Origin of the sequence: Ruminococcus champanellensis 18P13 = JCM 17042, from assembly GCF_000210095.1 — a bacterium.
GTDB classification, from domain to species: domain Bacteria; phylum Bacillota; class Clostridia; order Oscillospirales; family Ruminococcaceae; genus Ruminococcus_F; species Ruminococcus_F champanellensis.
On record NC_021039.1, the window covers coordinates 1,663,766 to 1,677,103 of the forward strand.

Consider the following 13,338-nt stretch of genomic DNA (forward strand, 5'->3'; position numbering starts at 1 on the left):
AAAAAACTCGAAAAAATGTGCATATTAAATAAAGAATCCGTTAAGTTATGGAAGGATGAATTGAATAAAACGGTTGCTTAAATAATATTAGCAACTGATTTGGTTAAGTACACTGCCGATCTTGTCCCGGATCAGAAGATCCACGCTGCCGTCCATCTGGGTCTCACCGCAGTTGATGAGTACCGATGCATTGCCCCGGAAATACTGCAAAAAGCCGGCTGCCGGATATACATTCAGGGAGGTGCCGCCCACGATCAGCAGATCCGCCTGCTGCAATGCAGCAATGCTCTGAGAGATCATATCACTGTCCAGGGATTCCTCGTACAGTACCACATCCGGCTTGATGATGCCGCCACAGCTGCAACGGGGGATGCCTGTGCTTCTGCGAATGTAATCCGCAGAATATGCCCTGCCGCAGTCCATGCAGTAGTTCCGCTCCACCGAACCGTGCAGCTCCAGCACATGTTTGCTGCCGGCTTTCTGGTGCAGTCCGTCGATGTTCTGGGTGACGACTGCCCGGAGCCTGCCTGCCTGTTCCAGCTGGGCGAGCTTATAGTGTGCGGCATTTGGCTGGGGCATAAAGGGATGGTCACACAGCAGGATCTTTTTTCGATAGAAAGTGTAGAATTCTTTTGTATGGTTCAGGAAGAAGCGATGGCTCAGGATCTCCTCCGGGGGATAGTCGTACTGCTGGTTGTAAAGGCCGTCCACACTGCGGAAATCCGGGATGCCGCTTTCGGTGGATACGCCGGCACCGCCAAAAAATACAATGCTGCTGCTCTGGTCGATCATGGCCTGTAGCTGCTGAATCTGATTCATAGAAACCCCTCCTTTTTCTCAGTATAGCACTGCTGTATCAGAAAAGCAATTATTTGCTTGACTTTTTTAGTGAAATCCTATAAAATATAAGTATCTATCACATTGAGAGGGGCGGAAACATTTTGATCAAACAGTTCAAACGTATAGCGGCAATGGGCATGACCCTGTGCATGGTGGCAGCAGGCTGTTTTGCAGCAGGTTTTCCTACGGCATCTGCGGAAGGAACCACCCAGGATGACTGGCTGCATGTGGAGGGGAACAAGATCTATGACGCATCCGGCAACGAGGTGTGGCTGACAGGCTGTAACTGGTTCGGCTACAATGTGGGTAGCCAGGTGTTCGACGGGGTATGGTCCCAGAACATGCACAGCATGCTGCAGCAGATTGCTGACCATGGGTTCAATTTGCTGCGTGTACCCATGTCAACGGAGCTGCTGCTCCAGTGGAAAAACGGGGATCCGGATCCGGCAACGCCGAAGGTAAACACCTACTCCAATCCGGAACTGTCCGTGGAGGGGGTGGAAGGCGGTACAGTGAAGTACAGCTTTGACATCTGGAATCAGGCAGTGCAATGGTGTAAAGAAGCGGGCATCAAAATCATGATTGACGTACACAGTGCCGAGACTGCTTCTGCCGGTCATCAGATTCACCTCTGGTATACGGACAAGTTCAGCACGGAGGATTGGTGTACGGGCTTGGAGTGGTTTGCGGACTATTACAAGGATGATGACACCATTCTAGCCATCGACCTGAAGAATGAACCCCATGGTACGGCGGATGAACCGGATATCATGGCAAAGTGGGATAATACCACGGACGCCAACAACTGGAAGTACGCGGCAGAGACCTGTGCGAACCGGGTGCTGGACGTGAACCCTAACCTGTTGATTATGATCGAAGGCGTGGAGGTATACCCCATGGAGGGTTACGACTGGACGACGCCTCGCATTGATTACACCACCATGACCGAGTACTATCATCATACCTGGTGGGGTGCATGCTTCCGGGGACAGCGGGAGTACCCGATTACTCTAAAGAATCCCCAGTATCAGAAACAGGTGGTATTCTCTCCCCATGACTACGGGCCTCTGGTATGGACTCAGACCTGGTTTGACAAGGATTTCACCCAAGAGACTCTGATGGAGGATTGCTGGTATGACAACTGGGCGTTTATTTATGAGGAGAACATTGCGCCGCTGCTGATCGGCGAGTGGGGTGGCTTTATTGACGAGGAGCATGACGCAGACGGGAAGAACACCAAGTGGATGACCTATTTGCGGGACTATATGATCGAGAAGCATATCCATCATACCTTCTGGTGCTTCAACGAAAACTCCGGTGATACCGGCGGGCTGGTTTACGACAATTTCTCCACCTGGGATGAGGCGAAGTACGCACTGGTAAAGCCGGCGCTGTGGCAGACGGAGGACGGTGCCTTTATCGGTCTGGATCACGAGATCCCATTGGGGGTCAACGGGGTTTCCCTGGGCGAGTATACGGATGGCAAGACCACACCCGGCACTACAGCAGTGACGGATGAGCAGGGCAATCCGGTGACTGTGACCACTGCCAAGCCCATTCTGCAGGGTGACTTCAACAGCGACGGCAAGCTGAACGCACTGGATGTGGTGATCTTCAAGCGCTACATCATCGGTCACACGGATCTGGAGACCCTGGACGCTGAAATTGCAGATTTCAACCGGGACGGTACGGTGAACATTGCGGATCTGGTGGCTATGATCCGATATCTGACCCAGGAAAAAACCTGAGAAAAACCCTTGACAGTGGTGTAAAAATGTGATAAAATAAATAAGCCGCATGTGATGGGCAGGAAAAGTGATGTGCATGCATCCGCCTCTCGCAGCGAGTTTTTAGAAAAAGGCAGGTGCCAGAATCATGTACGCAGTGATTGAAACAGGCGGAAAGCAGTATCAGGTCAGCGAAGGCGATGAGATCTTCATCGAGAAGCTGCCGGTAGAGGCTGACGCAGCAGTAAGCTTTGACAAGGTAATCGCAATCGGCGCAGAAAGCGGTCTGACTGTCGGAACTCCTTACGTTGCAGGTGCAACCGTTGAAGCCAAGGTGCTCAAGAACGGCAAGGCTAAGAAGATCACAGTCTTCACCTACAAGCCGAAGAAGGGCGAAAAGACCAAGATGGGTCACAGACAGCCCTATACCAAGCTTAAGATCGAAGCAATCAAGGCATAATGATTGCCGCAAGATTCCGCAGCTGCGGTGGTGTGCTGTGCGGACTCCAGATCAGCGGACATGCCGATTTCGGGGATGCGGGCTACGATATCGTATGTGCATCCGTCTCCTCGGCAGTACAGCTGACAACCAACACAATCACGGAGATCTTCCGGATCCCTGCAAAGGTGGAGGCGTTGGACAACGAGATCCGGATCAGCATCCGGCAGCAGGATGACAGCGCAGGGGCAGGCAGCAAGCTGCTTGCGGGGCTGCAATTGCAGCTTCAGTGTCTGTCAGAGGATTATCCGAACAGAATTCAGATGAAGCTTACGGAGGTGTAAGAAATGCTGAGAATTAGTATGCAGTTTTTTGCGCATAAGAAGGGAATGGGTTCCACTAAGAACGGTCGTGACTCTGAGTCCAAGCGTCTTGGTGTGAAGCGTGCAGACGGTCAGTTCGTTGTAGCAGGCAACATTCTCGTGCGTCAGAGAGGCACACATATTCATCCGGGCGAGGGCGTTGGCATCGGTTCCGATGACACCCTGTTCGCAAAGATCGATGGTACTGTAAAATTCGAGCGTGTAGGTCGGGACCGCAAGAAGGTTTCCGTTTACGCTGTTGAGCAGTAATCCGGACGTTTGAAAAACAGAGATAAAACCCCTTGCTTTGGCTAGGGGTTTTATTGTGTAATAAGGTGCCGGGCGGATGCCCTGTCACATGTGAGGAAGCATATGTTTGTTGATAAGGCGAAAATTAAAATCAAGGCGGGAGACGGCGGCGATGGCGCTGTTTCCTTTCACCGGGAAAAGTATGTAGCAGCAGGCGGCCCGGACGGTGGCGACGGCGGCAAGGGCGGCGATGTTGTATTCGTGGTGGACGATAATTTTTCCACCCTGATTGATTTCCGTTATAAGCGCAAGTATGTGGCAGAGCGTGGGCAGGATGGCAGCTCCCGCAACTGCACCGGCAAGGCGGCAAAGGATCTGATCATCAAGGTGCCCCGGGGTACCATTGTCCGGGATGCCCAGTCCGGCAGGCTGCTGGCAGACCTGTCCACGGACGAGCCACAGATCCTGGCGCATGGGGGGCGGGGCGGCAAGGGCAACCAGAATTTTGCCACTGCTACCCGGCAGATCCCCCGCTTTGCAAAGCCCGGTTATCCGGGTGAGGAGCTGGAGGTGATCCTGGAGCTGAAGCTGCTGGCGGATGTGGGTCTGGTGGGCTTCCCTAACGTGGGGAAATCCACGCTGATCTCTGTGGTCAGCGCTGCCAAGCCCAAGATTGCCAACTACCATTTCACCACCCTGACTCCGGTGCTTGGAGTGGTCAAGATCGCCCAGGAGCGCTCCTTTGTCATGGCGGATATTCCGGGACTGATCGAGGGCGCCAGTGAGGGCGTGGGACTGGGACACGAGTTTCTGCGGCATGTGGAACGGTGTCGGCTGATCCTGCATGTTCTGGATGTTTCCGGCGTGGAGGGTCGGGATCCCATTGAGGATTACAAGATCATCAACCGGGAGCTTGCCAATTTCAGCGAGGAGCTGGCTGAATGCCCGCAGATTGTAGCCGCCAACAAGGCGGACATGGCCACAGAGGAGCAGATTCAGCGGCTGCGCACCTTCATCGAGGGAGAAGGGCATCACTTCTTCGTGATCTCCGCCGCTACCACCCAGGGTACGGATGCCCTGGTGCAGGATGTGGCTCGGGTACTGGAGACCCTGCCTCCCATCAAGGCGTATGAGCCGGAGCCTCTGACCGGAGAAGAGCTGGCTGCCCGCAGCAGCGGAGACGGCAAGTTCGAGATCCAGGTGGAGGATGGGGTGTACTATGTGGACGCCAAGTGGTTTGAGCCCATCCTGCGGACGGTGGATATGGACGACTACTCCTCGCTGCAGTACTTCCAGCGTGTGCTGCAAAACAGCGGGATCATTGAAAAACTGGAGGAAATGGGCATTCAGGAAGGGGATACGGTCAATATCCTCGGCTTTGAATTTGACTATGTAAAGTGATATGCAGACACTAACGGAAAAGCAGGTCAATGCATACAGCCCCCTGGCGCTGGCGTTCCTGGGGGACAGCGTGTACGAGTGCATGATGCGCAGCCGGATCCTGGGCAGTGCAAATATGCCCAACGCCAAGCTGCATAACCTGACGATACGACGGGTATGCGCAGAGTATCAGTCCGCTGCGGTGGATGTGATCCTGCCCATGCTGACGGAACAGGAGCAGACCGTGCTGCGCCGGGGGAGGAATGCCACCGGAAACACAGTGCCAAAGCATGCGGACGTACAGACTTATCGGCGTGCCACTGCATTGGAGTGTCTGTTCGGTTATCTGCATCTTTTGGGGCGGCAGGACAGGCTGGAGGAGCTGTTTGCTCCCATCTGGAATATGGAATTACCAACGGAGGAGTGATACGAATGTCGGGACATTCAAAGTGGAATAATATCAAGCGGAAGAAGGAAGCAACCGACGCTGCCAAGGGCAAGATCTTCACCAAAATCGGTCGTGAAATCATGGTTTGCGTCAAGGAAAGCGGCCCGGATCCCAACAGCAACAGCAAGCTGCGGGATCTGATCGCCAAGGCAAAGGCAAACAATGTGCCCAACGATAACATTGACCGTGTCATCAAGAAGGCTGCCGGCGGAGACGACAAGAACAGCTATGAGTCCATGGTGTACGAGGGCTATGGTCCCAACGGCGTGGCAGTGATCGTAGAGTGTCTGACGGACAACAAGAACCGGACAGCAGGCGACGTGCGGCATTACTTTGACAAGTTCGGCGGCAATCTGGGTACCAGCGGCTGCGTCAGCTTCATGTTCTCCCAGAAGGGCGTGGTGATTCTGGAAAATACCGGTCTGGATGAGGATACCGTCATGGAGGACTGCATGGACTGTGGCGGAGATGATTTTTCCTTCGATGAGGATACGGTAGAGATCACCTGCGCACCCTCCGACCTGCATGCGCTGCGGGAGGGACTGACTGCAAAGGGCTATAAGGTGCTGTCCGCTGAGGTTGAACAGATTCCCTCCACCTATACCACTCTGACAGACGAGGATCAGATCAAGAAAATGAATCTGCTGCTGGAAAATCTGGAGGATCATGATGATGTACAGAACGTATATCATAACTGGGAGATGCCGGAGGAGTAACCGGCTGAAAGGAGCATACAATGAGTGAATGCACACATGACTGCAGCAGCTGCAGCCAGAACTGCGGTGAAAGAAAGCCGGAGAGCATGCTGGAAAAGCCCCATGAACTGAGCAAGATCGGCAAGGTCATCGGAGTAGTCAGCGGCAAGGGCGGCGTGGGCAAGTCCCTGGTGACCTCCCTGCTGGCAGTGTCTCTGCAGCGCAACGAGCACAAGACTGCCGTGTTTGATGCGGATATTACCGGACCTTCCATTCCGAAGATGTTCGGAATCCGGGATAAGGCACGGGGGGACGATATGGGTCTGTATCCGGCAAAGAGCAAGTTGGGTACGGAGATCATGTCCGTGAATCTGCTGCTGGAAAATGAAAGCGACCCGGTGATCTGGCGGGGCCCCGTCATTGCCGGCGTGGTCAAGCAGTTCTGGACGGATGTGATTTGGAACGAAGTGGACTATATGATGGTGGATATGCCTCCCGGAACCGGCGATGTGCCCCTGACTGTGTTCCAGACCATCCCCATCAACGGCATCATCATCGTCACCACCCCACAGGAACTGGTATCCATGATCGTGGAGAAGGCGGTGAAGATGGCGAAGCTGATGAATGTGCCGATCCTGGGCATTGTGGAAAATATGAGCTATGCGGAATGTCCGGATTGCGGAAAGAAGATCCAGGTATTCGGCGACAGCCATATTGAGGAGATCGCTAAGGAATATGGCTTGCCGGTTCTGGCACGGATCCCTATGAACCCGAAGCTGGCAGCAGCCTGCGATAAGGGTATGATCGAACTGTTTGAGGGGGACTGGCTGCAGGATGCAGTCAGCGCCATTGAGGCAGTCTGATCCCAATCATCAGAACACAGCTGTGCTGTGGAGAATGTGGTTGCACCCTGCGTGCATGAAAAGAGAATGCGGTGAAAAACCGCAGCAGTCCCCGCTACTGTGAGAGGGACGAACCTCCGTGTTGATGTAAATCAGGTCACTGTGCCGGCATGCCGGTGCGGGAAGGCTATGCGGACAAGTAGGATGAACTCAAGCCAGGAGAACTGCCACATTCTATCCCAATTAGTCCGGAGGAGAATGGCGGAAGCTCAGTCATCCGCCCTGCATCTGCGCTGCGGGGCGGGGCTTTGGTTTCATGGCGCTTTCGGCGGCACTTTTCTTTTCCGGCGGATTTATCGGAGGAATAAATATGAAACACACACACAAGCAGATCCTTGCGGCTTGTGCCGCGGCAGCCTGCATGGCATTTGCAGCTATGCCGGTATTCGCAGAAGAAACGGCGCCCCAGGGTTATGTGACCGTTGCAGTGGAGAAATTTACCACTGGCGAGGGCTACATTCTGGAGCCGGTAGAAGTGCCCTTTTATGAAGGAGAAACCGGTACAGCCCTGACGGAGCGTGCCCTTGGGGCTGAGCAGATCAACGAAGGGGAAGGCGTAGGCGCCTACATCGCTTCCATTGCTGATCCGGATGGGGGCAAGGGAACCGTTCCGGAGGTGATCCGCAATGCAGTGGAAGCCGCAGGCGGTACATTGGCGGAGGAGCGCCTCACACCGGGCTGGCTTGCGTCCTATGACTATGCAAGCACTGCCGGCTGGATGTACATGGTCAACAATGAGGTGCCTTCCTTCGGCATCGGGGATTACACGCCCCAGGACGGGGACGTATTGCGCTGGACCTTCAGCATTTACGCATACGGAGCGGATCTTGGTATTGACACCTCTTACATGTCCGAATGGGGCGGTGCAGCAGCCATCACACCGGCGGCAGACCGGGATGCACTGACCAAGCTGTTGGCAACAGCAAAGGATGCCCAGGGCGAAGGAGTTCGGGCTGCTTACGATGCGGCAGTTGCAGTTATCAGCGATGTGACCGCAGAACAGGCAAAGCTGGATGAGGCGGCAGCAGCACTGCAGGCGGCTATGGAGGCAGAACCGGTCGTTACCACTGTGACCACCACAACAGAGGCTGCAGCGGAGACCACCGGCACGACCGTGACTACGACAGCAACGGGTACAAGCACCCCGGCACCCAAGACCGGAGATCATACCGGTGGACTGGTGCTTACCGGATGCGGCGTGCTGGCACTGGCTGCACTGTGTGCAAAGAAGCGGCATGCGTAAAGGGATACTGATCGCAGGCATATCAGCAGCGTTGCTGCTTGGTATGCCTCGCTTCGTTTGTGGGGCTTCTTACGAGCAGGAGCTGTCCGATGCAGCCGCATGGCACCGACAGCATGAGCAGGACAAACCGGGTGCTTCGGAGACGGATTGGTTCACCTTTGCAGTGGAGCGTGCGCCATCCTTACAGGAACAGGGGGATCCGGCAGCCCTGGAAGCCTATGTGGCACAAAAGTATCAGACCGCCCAAAAGCTGAGCCCTGCTAAGGCAACCGAATGGCACCGGATCTCTCTGACTCTCCGGGCTATGGGAGTGGATCCTGCCGGATGTGCAGATGGAACGATTGACCTCATCGCCGACGGCACATACAACCGGGGCAACACCGCTGCTTTGGATCGGCAGGGGTTGACCGGTTGGATCTGGGCGCTGATTACCCTGCACAGTGGAGCGTATGCAGTGCCTGCCAATGCGCACGACACGGAGGCGGACATGATCCGGCAGCTTTTGTCCAGGCAGTTGCCGGATGGTGGCTTTGCCCTTGCGGGCACCAGTGGAGATGTGGATGTGACCGCTTCTGTTGTGGCGGCTCTGGCGCCTTTGTATGAGGCGGACAGGGTGTATACCTATACCCGGCGCTCTGATGGGGCTGCATGCGCTGTCACCATCCGGCAGGTGGTGGATGCCTGCATGGAACTGCTGTCTGAACGGCAGTTGGAAAGCGGCGGCTTTGCAAGCTACGGCACGGAAAATGCGGAAAGCGCAGCCCAGGTGATCCTGGCGTTGCTGAGTCTTGGACGGGATCCCCGGCTGGATGCTGCATTTCAGGCAGGGGGGCATAGTCCGGTGGATGCCCTGTTGGCATATCGGCGGCAGGACGGAGGCTTTGCCCACATTGCTTCCCAGACTGGCAGCAATGTGATCGCCACCAACCAGTGCATGCTGGCGCTGGCAGGGTTGCAGCGGCTGGATGCGGGTATGCAGTCTGTGTATGAGTTGACGGATGTGCCCCTGCGTCAAGAGCCGGAGCATACGGCTCCGCCGACGGTCACAGAGTCCATCGGGACGGATGCACCAGAACCGGAGGAAACCATGCCGCCGGAGGAAACGGATATCCCGGCACAGACCTCCGATGATGCAGAAGAAACCACTGCCGTGCAGACAACCGCCAGAACGGAGTCGGTCGGCGGAACCGTGACAGCATATACCCAGACACAAGTCGTCAATACAGGTACCGGTATCCGCACTGCCCCTGCGGAAGCAACAGAGCAGTCCCATCCGGCAGTCACCTGTTCCTGGTGGGTGCTTGGACTTGTCTGCATGGCACTGGGAGGCTGCATGCTGTGGGAGAAAAAAGAATGAAAACGAAACAAATTGGGATCGGTTTTTGCGTGATTGGTGTCGCCCTGTGCGTGGTACCGTGGATCGTACACAATGTGCAGACTCCGGCAGAGTATTACGGTGCATCCTCCGGTGAGGACACAGGGCTGCATGCCTCCATCTCCATTGATTGCAGCCGGGTATACGGGGCTTGGGATCAGCTGGATCCGGCACTGCAAGCCGGCGGCTATTTTCCGGAAAACGGGCAGATCCTGCCGGAGGAGCAGGTTTCCTTTTCGGATGGGGATACGGTGTTTGATGTGTTACAACAGGTGACCCGGCACCACCAGATTCAGATGGAGTATCAAAGCACCGGCGCATCTGATGTGTACGTACAGGGCATCAGCTACTTATATGAGTTCTCCTGCGGTGCCCAGAGCGGCTGGATCTATCTGGTCAACGGCAAGGCGGCGGATCGGGGATGCGGTGCCTATGTGTTGTCCGACGGAGATGTGATCGAATGGCGGTACATCGTTTCCGAAGCCCAGTGGCAGGAGGCTGGCATATGAGACGGGATCATCCCCTGGTGCTGCTGTGCTACTTTGGCACAGTGCTGGTATTGAGTATGCTGACCATGCACCCCCTCTGGATCGGCACAGCGTTCGTTTCCGGCTGTGTGGTCAGCGGCGCCCTATCCGGCTGGCATGCGCTTGTAAAGCGGCTGCCGGGACTGGTGCTCTTTGCCCTGGGAGTGGCGCTGCTGAACCCTCTGATTTCTCACAATGGGGTCACGCCTCTGCTGTTTTTCCGGGGTAATCCCATTACTCTGGAGGCACTTTGCTACGGGGCGGTTCTGGGCGGACTGCTCAGCAGTCTGCTGTTGTGGGGGGGTATTTATAGTCACCTGGTGGACGGGGAAAAGATCCTGTGGCTGCTGGGCGCAGTGCTCCCCCAGGCTGCATTGCTGTTTTCGGTGGCAATGCGGTATCTGCCTGCCTTGCAGCGCCGGTACCAGCAGTTGCACCGTCTGCACACATGTATGGGGCTTTACCGGCAGGACACCTTTGTGCATCGTTTGAACGGCAGCTTTCAGCTCTTATCCGTTCTTCTGGGCAGTGCACTGGAGGATGCGGTGCAGACTGCCTATACCATGCGTGCCAGAGGATACGGCAGCGGAAAGCGTACCCGGATGAGTCTGTACCGGATGCGGAAACGGGAATGGACGCAACTGGGTTGCATCCTGCTGCTGACGGTGTGCATCGGAATTTTGCTGCACCGGGGCGCTATGCAGGCGCAGTTTTACCCCCGTATGGAATTTCAACTTGGAGCACGGGAACTGGCAACTGCCGCAGGGTTCGGCTTGCTGCTGCTTTTGCCCGGATTGGAGGAAGGAGGCGCATGGATCAGATGGCACTTGTGGAAACCACAGCACTCAGCTTTACTTATGCCGGAGCGGCAGTCCCGGCGCTGAAGGATGTGACATTGGCTGTTCCCCGGGGCAAGATCCTGCTGCTTTGCGGCGGTTCCGGTTCCGGGAAAAGCACCCTGCTGCGGTTGCTGAAAGCAGAATGTGCCCCCCATGGCAGTCGGGAAGGGGAGATCCGGTTTGACCCGGCAATTTTCCAGGCAGGCAAGCCGGAGCCGGGGGCAGTGGGACTTATCGGACAGGATCCGGAGGGGCAGATCGTCACGGATCGGGTCTGGCAGGAGCTTGTCTTCGGGCTGGAATCCTTGGGTATGCCCCAATCCGAGATGGCAGTACGAGTCGCAGAAACCGTCAGTTACTTTGGACTGGAGTCCTTGTATCGGCGGCGGACGGATACGCTGTCCGGAGGGCAGAAGCAACTGGTAAGCCTGGCATCCGTGTTTGCCCTTGCCCCTCAACTGTTGCTGCTGGATGAGCCTACCGCCCAGTTGGATCCGGTGGCGGCATCCGACTTTTTTGCCACCCTGCAGCGGCTGAACCGGGAGCAGGGGACGACCATCCTTTTGTCAGAGCACCGATTGGAGGAGGCGTTGCCCATGGCGGATCTGGTGGGAGTGCTGCATGGGGGCAGACTTTGCTGCCTGGCACCGCCTCAGCAGGCGTTGGAGCGGCTTCGGGGAACGGAGGCTTATGCAGTGCTTCGTTCCGGCATGCCGGCAGCGGTTCAGGTATTTGACCATCGGGTGCAGCCCTGTCCTCTGACCATCCCCCAGGGTCGTGCTGTTCTGGAGCAAATGCCGACAAAGCCGGTGCCGATCCCGGAGCAGACTGTGCCGGAGGGAGCGGCGTGCTACCAACTCCGGGATGTGTGGCTTCGGTACGAAAAGCGGCAGGAGGATGTGCTGCGGGGGGTGGATCTGACCCTGCCGGAGGGTACCTGTACGGCGATTCTTGGTGGGAACGGCAGCGGAAAGTCCACCCTGCTGCAGGTGCTGTGCGGGATGCTCTCGCCGGATCGGGGCTCGGTGAAGGTGTGGGGGAAGAAGCTGCGCCCGGGCAGCATACAGGCGGCGTATCTGCCCCAGAAGCCTGCATTGCTGTTTTGTGAGGATACCCTGGATGCGGACTATACCGCCTATAGCAGATGTCTGGGGTTGAATGAGCAGCAAAGAGAGCAGCGGCTTGCGGAGCTGGAGCCTGTGCTGGCATTGCGGGAACTGCTGAAGCAGCATCCCTACGATCTTAGCGGCGGTCAGCAACAGCGTGCTGCTCTGGGAAAGCTGTTGCTGGCGAAGCCGAAAATTTTACTGTTGGATGAACCCACAAAGGGCATGGATGCAGCCGCACGGCAGTCCTTGGGTCAGCAGCTGCGTGCTCTGACCGGACAGGGCGTTACCATTGTGCTTGCCACCCATGACCTGGATTTTGCCGCTTTGTATACGGAGCTTTGCGGCATGCTCTTTGACGGACAGCTTTCGCCCTTGACCCCCAGCCGGCAATTTTTCCGGCAGAACCGGATCTACACCACGCCGGCGCACCGGATGGCAGCGTCCTGCCTGCCGGAGGCTGTCACCTGCGGAGACGTGCTTGCCGCCCTGGAGGTGCAGGCATGAGGGGGCATGTGCAGCGGTGGCTGTTGATGCTGGGGGCGGCTGGCATGCTGCTGTGTGTAGTATGGCTGCAAAATACCCTTGCAGCTTCTGTGCTGATGGTACTGTTGACCTGCGGAGTGATGCTGCTGCGGATTGAGCATCGAGCCTGGCAGGCAGGGGAACTGGTGGTGCTGGCGGTGCTGGTGGCAATGACTGTGGCAGGCAGATTGGCTTTCGCCTGGACCCAGTCCATCAAGCCGGTGGCAGCCCTTGTGATCCTGACCGGCTTGTATCTGGGGCGGGAATCCGGCTTTCTCTGCGGTGCTTTGGGAGCACTGCTGTCCAATTGCTATTTCGGTCAGGGCATGTGGACTCCTTTTCAGATGCTTAGCTGGGGGCTGATCGGCTACGGCGCCGGAATCCTTGCCCGTTATGCCTGGTTTCATAGGCTGCCGGTGCTGTTGCTCTATGGCGCATTGTCCGGCATCTTCTTCTCTCTGGTGATGGATATCTGGACGGTACTCAGTGCCCAAGGGGAGATCACCCTTGCCCGGTATGGTGCGGCGATCTTGACCGCTGCGCCGGTGACTGCGGTGTATGCGGTGAGCAATGCAGCATTCCTGCTGGTGTTGACCAAGCCCATCGGCAGGCGGCTCACCCGGATCTGTACCAAGTACGGACTGTTCACACAAACCTGAATCCCTATGCGGGATGCGTCTA

At 56.5% G+C, this 13,338-nt stretch carries 15 protein-coding genes and 1 riboswitch; of the genes, 14 read left to right on the forward strand and 1 reads right to left on the reverse strand.

The annotated features are described in order from the left end of the window. Nucleotides 1–87: 87 nt before the first annotated feature. Entirely contained in the window at nt 88–819 is a 732-nt protein-coding gene (locus RUM_RS07440; RefSeq protein ID WP_015558528.1) for an NAD-dependent protein deacylase, read from the reverse strand. Nucleotides 820–941: 122 nt separating this feature from the next. Between RUM_RS07440 and RUM_RS07445 the strand changes: the two genes are divergently transcribed. From RUM_RS07445 to RUM_RS07510, 14 genes are all read left to right on the forward strand, one after another. Continuing rightward, complete coding sequence (locus tag RUM_RS07445) at nt 942–2,588, forward strand: cellulase family glycosylhydrolase (RefSeq protein ID WP_242821760.1); 1,647 nt, start codon at nt 942–944, stop codon at nt 2,586–2,588. A gap of 127 nt (nt 2,589–2,715) precedes the next feature. Further along, a complete protein-coding gene (gene rplU / locus RUM_RS07450) occupies nt 2,716–3,027 on the forward strand; it encodes a 50S ribosomal protein L21 (protein WP_015558529.1) in 312 nt (103 codons plus the stop codon). Then, nucleotides 3,027–3,350: a ribosomal-processing cysteine protease Prp gene (locus tag RUM_RS07455; RefSeq protein ID WP_015558530.1), complete on the forward strand. Its 324-nt coding sequence runs from the start codon at nt 3,027–3,029 to the stop codon at nt 3,348–3,350. Before rplU ends, RUM_RS07455 begins: the two co-directional genes overlap by 1 nt. Before the next feature lie 3 nt (nt 3,351–3,353). Then, complete coding sequence (rpmA, locus tag RUM_RS07460; RefSeq protein ID WP_015558531.1) at nt 3,354–3,638, forward strand: 50S ribosomal protein L27; 285 nt, start codon at nt 3,354–3,356, stop codon at nt 3,636–3,638. Between the two features lie 102 nt (nt 3,639–3,740). Continuing rightward, nucleotides 3,741–5,018: a GTPase ObgE gene (gene obgE / locus RUM_RS07465; protein ID WP_015558532.1), complete on the forward strand. Its 1,278-nt coding sequence runs from the start codon at nt 3,741–3,743 to the stop codon at nt 5,016–5,018. A gap of 1 nt (nt 5,019) precedes the next feature. Continuing rightward, the gene (locus tag RUM_RS07470) at nt 5,020–5,424 is read left to right on the forward strand and encodes a Mini-ribonuclease 3 (RefSeq protein ID WP_015558533.1); all 405 of its coding nucleotides are present in this window, start codon (nt 5,020–5,022) and stop codon (nt 5,422–5,424) included. Between the two features lie 5 nt (nt 5,425–5,429). After that, the gene (locus RUM_RS07475) at nt 5,430–6,161 is read left to right on the forward strand and encodes a YebC/PmpR family DNA-binding transcriptional regulator (RefSeq protein ID WP_015558534.1); all 732 of its coding nucleotides are present in this window, start codon (nt 5,430–5,432) and stop codon (nt 6,159–6,161) included. Nucleotides 6,162–6,181: 20 nt separating this feature from the next. Continuing rightward, a complete protein-coding gene (locus RUM_RS07480; protein ID WP_015558535.1) occupies nt 6,182–7,003 on the forward strand; it encodes an Mrp/NBP35 family ATP-binding protein in 822 nt (273 codons plus the stop codon). Nucleotides 7,004–7,023: 20 nt separating this feature from the next. Continuing rightward, nucleotides 7,024–7,228: riboswitch (cobalamin riboswitch) on the forward strand. Between the two features lie 124 nt (nt 7,229–7,352). Continuing rightward, a complete protein-coding gene (locus RUM_RS07485) occupies nt 7,353–8,285 on the forward strand; it encodes a DUF4430 domain-containing protein (RefSeq protein ID WP_015558536.1) in 933 nt (310 codons plus the stop codon). Further along, a complete protein-coding gene (locus tag RUM_RS07490) occupies nt 8,278–9,642 on the forward strand; it encodes a prenyltransferase/squalene oxidase repeat-containing protein (RefSeq protein ID WP_015558537.1) in 1,365 nt (454 codons plus the stop codon). Before RUM_RS07485 ends, RUM_RS07490 begins: the two co-directional genes overlap by 8 nt. Then, nucleotides 9,639–10,169 carry a DUF4430 domain-containing protein gene (locus RUM_RS07495; protein ID WP_015558538.1) on the forward strand — a complete coding sequence of 177 codons (531 nt, stop codon included), beginning with the start codon at nt 9,639–9,641 and terminating at the stop codon, nt 10,167–10,169. Before RUM_RS07490 ends, RUM_RS07495 begins: the two co-directional genes overlap by 4 nt. Next, a complete protein-coding gene (locus tag RUM_RS12670) occupies nt 10,166–11,071 on the forward strand; it encodes an energy-coupling factor transporter transmembrane component T (RefSeq protein WP_015558539.1) in 906 nt (301 codons plus the stop codon). The genes RUM_RS07495 and RUM_RS12670 overlap by 4 nt, the downstream gene beginning before the upstream one ends. Further along, nucleotides 10,999–12,639: an ABC transporter ATP-binding protein gene (locus RUM_RS07505; RefSeq protein ID WP_015558540.1), complete on the forward strand. Its 1,641-nt coding sequence runs from the start codon at nt 10,999–11,001 to the stop codon at nt 12,637–12,639. The genes RUM_RS12670 and RUM_RS07505 overlap by 73 nt, the downstream gene beginning before the upstream one ends. Then, on the forward strand, nt 12,636–13,316 hold the full coding sequence (locus tag RUM_RS07510; RefSeq protein WP_015558541.1) for an ECF transporter S component: 681 nt from the start codon (nt 12,636–12,638) through the stop codon (nt 13,314–13,316). The genes RUM_RS07505 and RUM_RS07510 overlap by 4 nt, the downstream gene beginning before the upstream one ends. Nucleotides 13,317–13,338 lie beyond the last annotated feature (22 nt).

What these genes read in the sequence shown, in the direction of transcription:
- RUM_RS07440 (WP_015558528.1), bottom strand. Translation starts at nt 819, where the DNA reads ATGAATCAGATTCAGCAGCTACAGGCCATGATCGACCAGAGCAGCAGC.
- rplU (WP_015558529.1), top strand. Translation starts at nt 2,716, where the DNA reads ATGTACGCAGTGATTGAAACAGGCGGAAAGCAGTATCAGGTCAGCGAA.
- RUM_RS07455 (WP_015558530.1), top strand. Translation starts at nt 3,027, where the DNA reads ATGATTGCCGCAAGATTCCGCAGCTGCGGTGGTGTGCTGTGCGGACTC.
- rpmA (WP_015558531.1), top strand. Translation starts at nt 3,354, where the DNA reads ATGCTGAGAATTAGTATGCAGTTTTTTGCGCATAAGAAGGGAATGGGT.
- obgE (WP_015558532.1), top strand. Translation starts at nt 3,741, where the DNA reads ATGTTTGTTGATAAGGCGAAAATTAAAATCAAGGCGGGAGACGGCGGC.
- RUM_RS07470 (WP_015558533.1), top strand. Translation starts at nt 5,020, where the DNA reads ATGCAGACACTAACGGAAAAGCAGGTCAATGCATACAGCCCCCTGGCG.
- RUM_RS07475 (WP_015558534.1), top strand. Translation starts at nt 5,430, where the DNA reads ATGTCGGGACATTCAAAGTGGAATAATATCAAGCGGAAGAAGGAAGCA.
- RUM_RS07480 (WP_015558535.1), top strand. Translation starts at nt 6,182, where the DNA reads ATGAGTGAATGCACACATGACTGCAGCAGCTGCAGCCAGAACTGCGGT.
- RUM_RS07485 (WP_015558536.1), top strand. Translation starts at nt 7,353, where the DNA reads ATGAAACACACACACAAGCAGATCCTTGCGGCTTGTGCCGCGGCAGCC.
- RUM_RS07490 (WP_015558537.1), top strand. Translation starts at nt 8,278, where the DNA reads ATGCGTAAAGGGATACTGATCGCAGGCATATCAGCAGCGTTGCTGCTT.
- RUM_RS07495 (WP_015558538.1), top strand. Translation starts at nt 9,639, where the DNA reads ATGAAAACGAAACAAATTGGGATCGGTTTTTGCGTGATTGGTGTCGCC.
- RUM_RS12670 (WP_015558539.1), top strand. Translation starts at nt 10,166, where the DNA reads ATGAGACGGGATCATCCCCTGGTGCTGCTGTGCTACTTTGGCACAGTG.
- RUM_RS07505 (WP_015558540.1), top strand. Translation starts at nt 10,999, where the DNA reads ATGGATCAGATGGCACTTGTGGAAACCACAGCACTCAGCTTTACTTAT.
- RUM_RS07510 (WP_015558541.1), top strand. Translation starts at nt 12,636, where the DNA reads ATGAGGGGGCATGTGCAGCGGTGGCTGTTGATGCTGGGGGCGGCTGGC.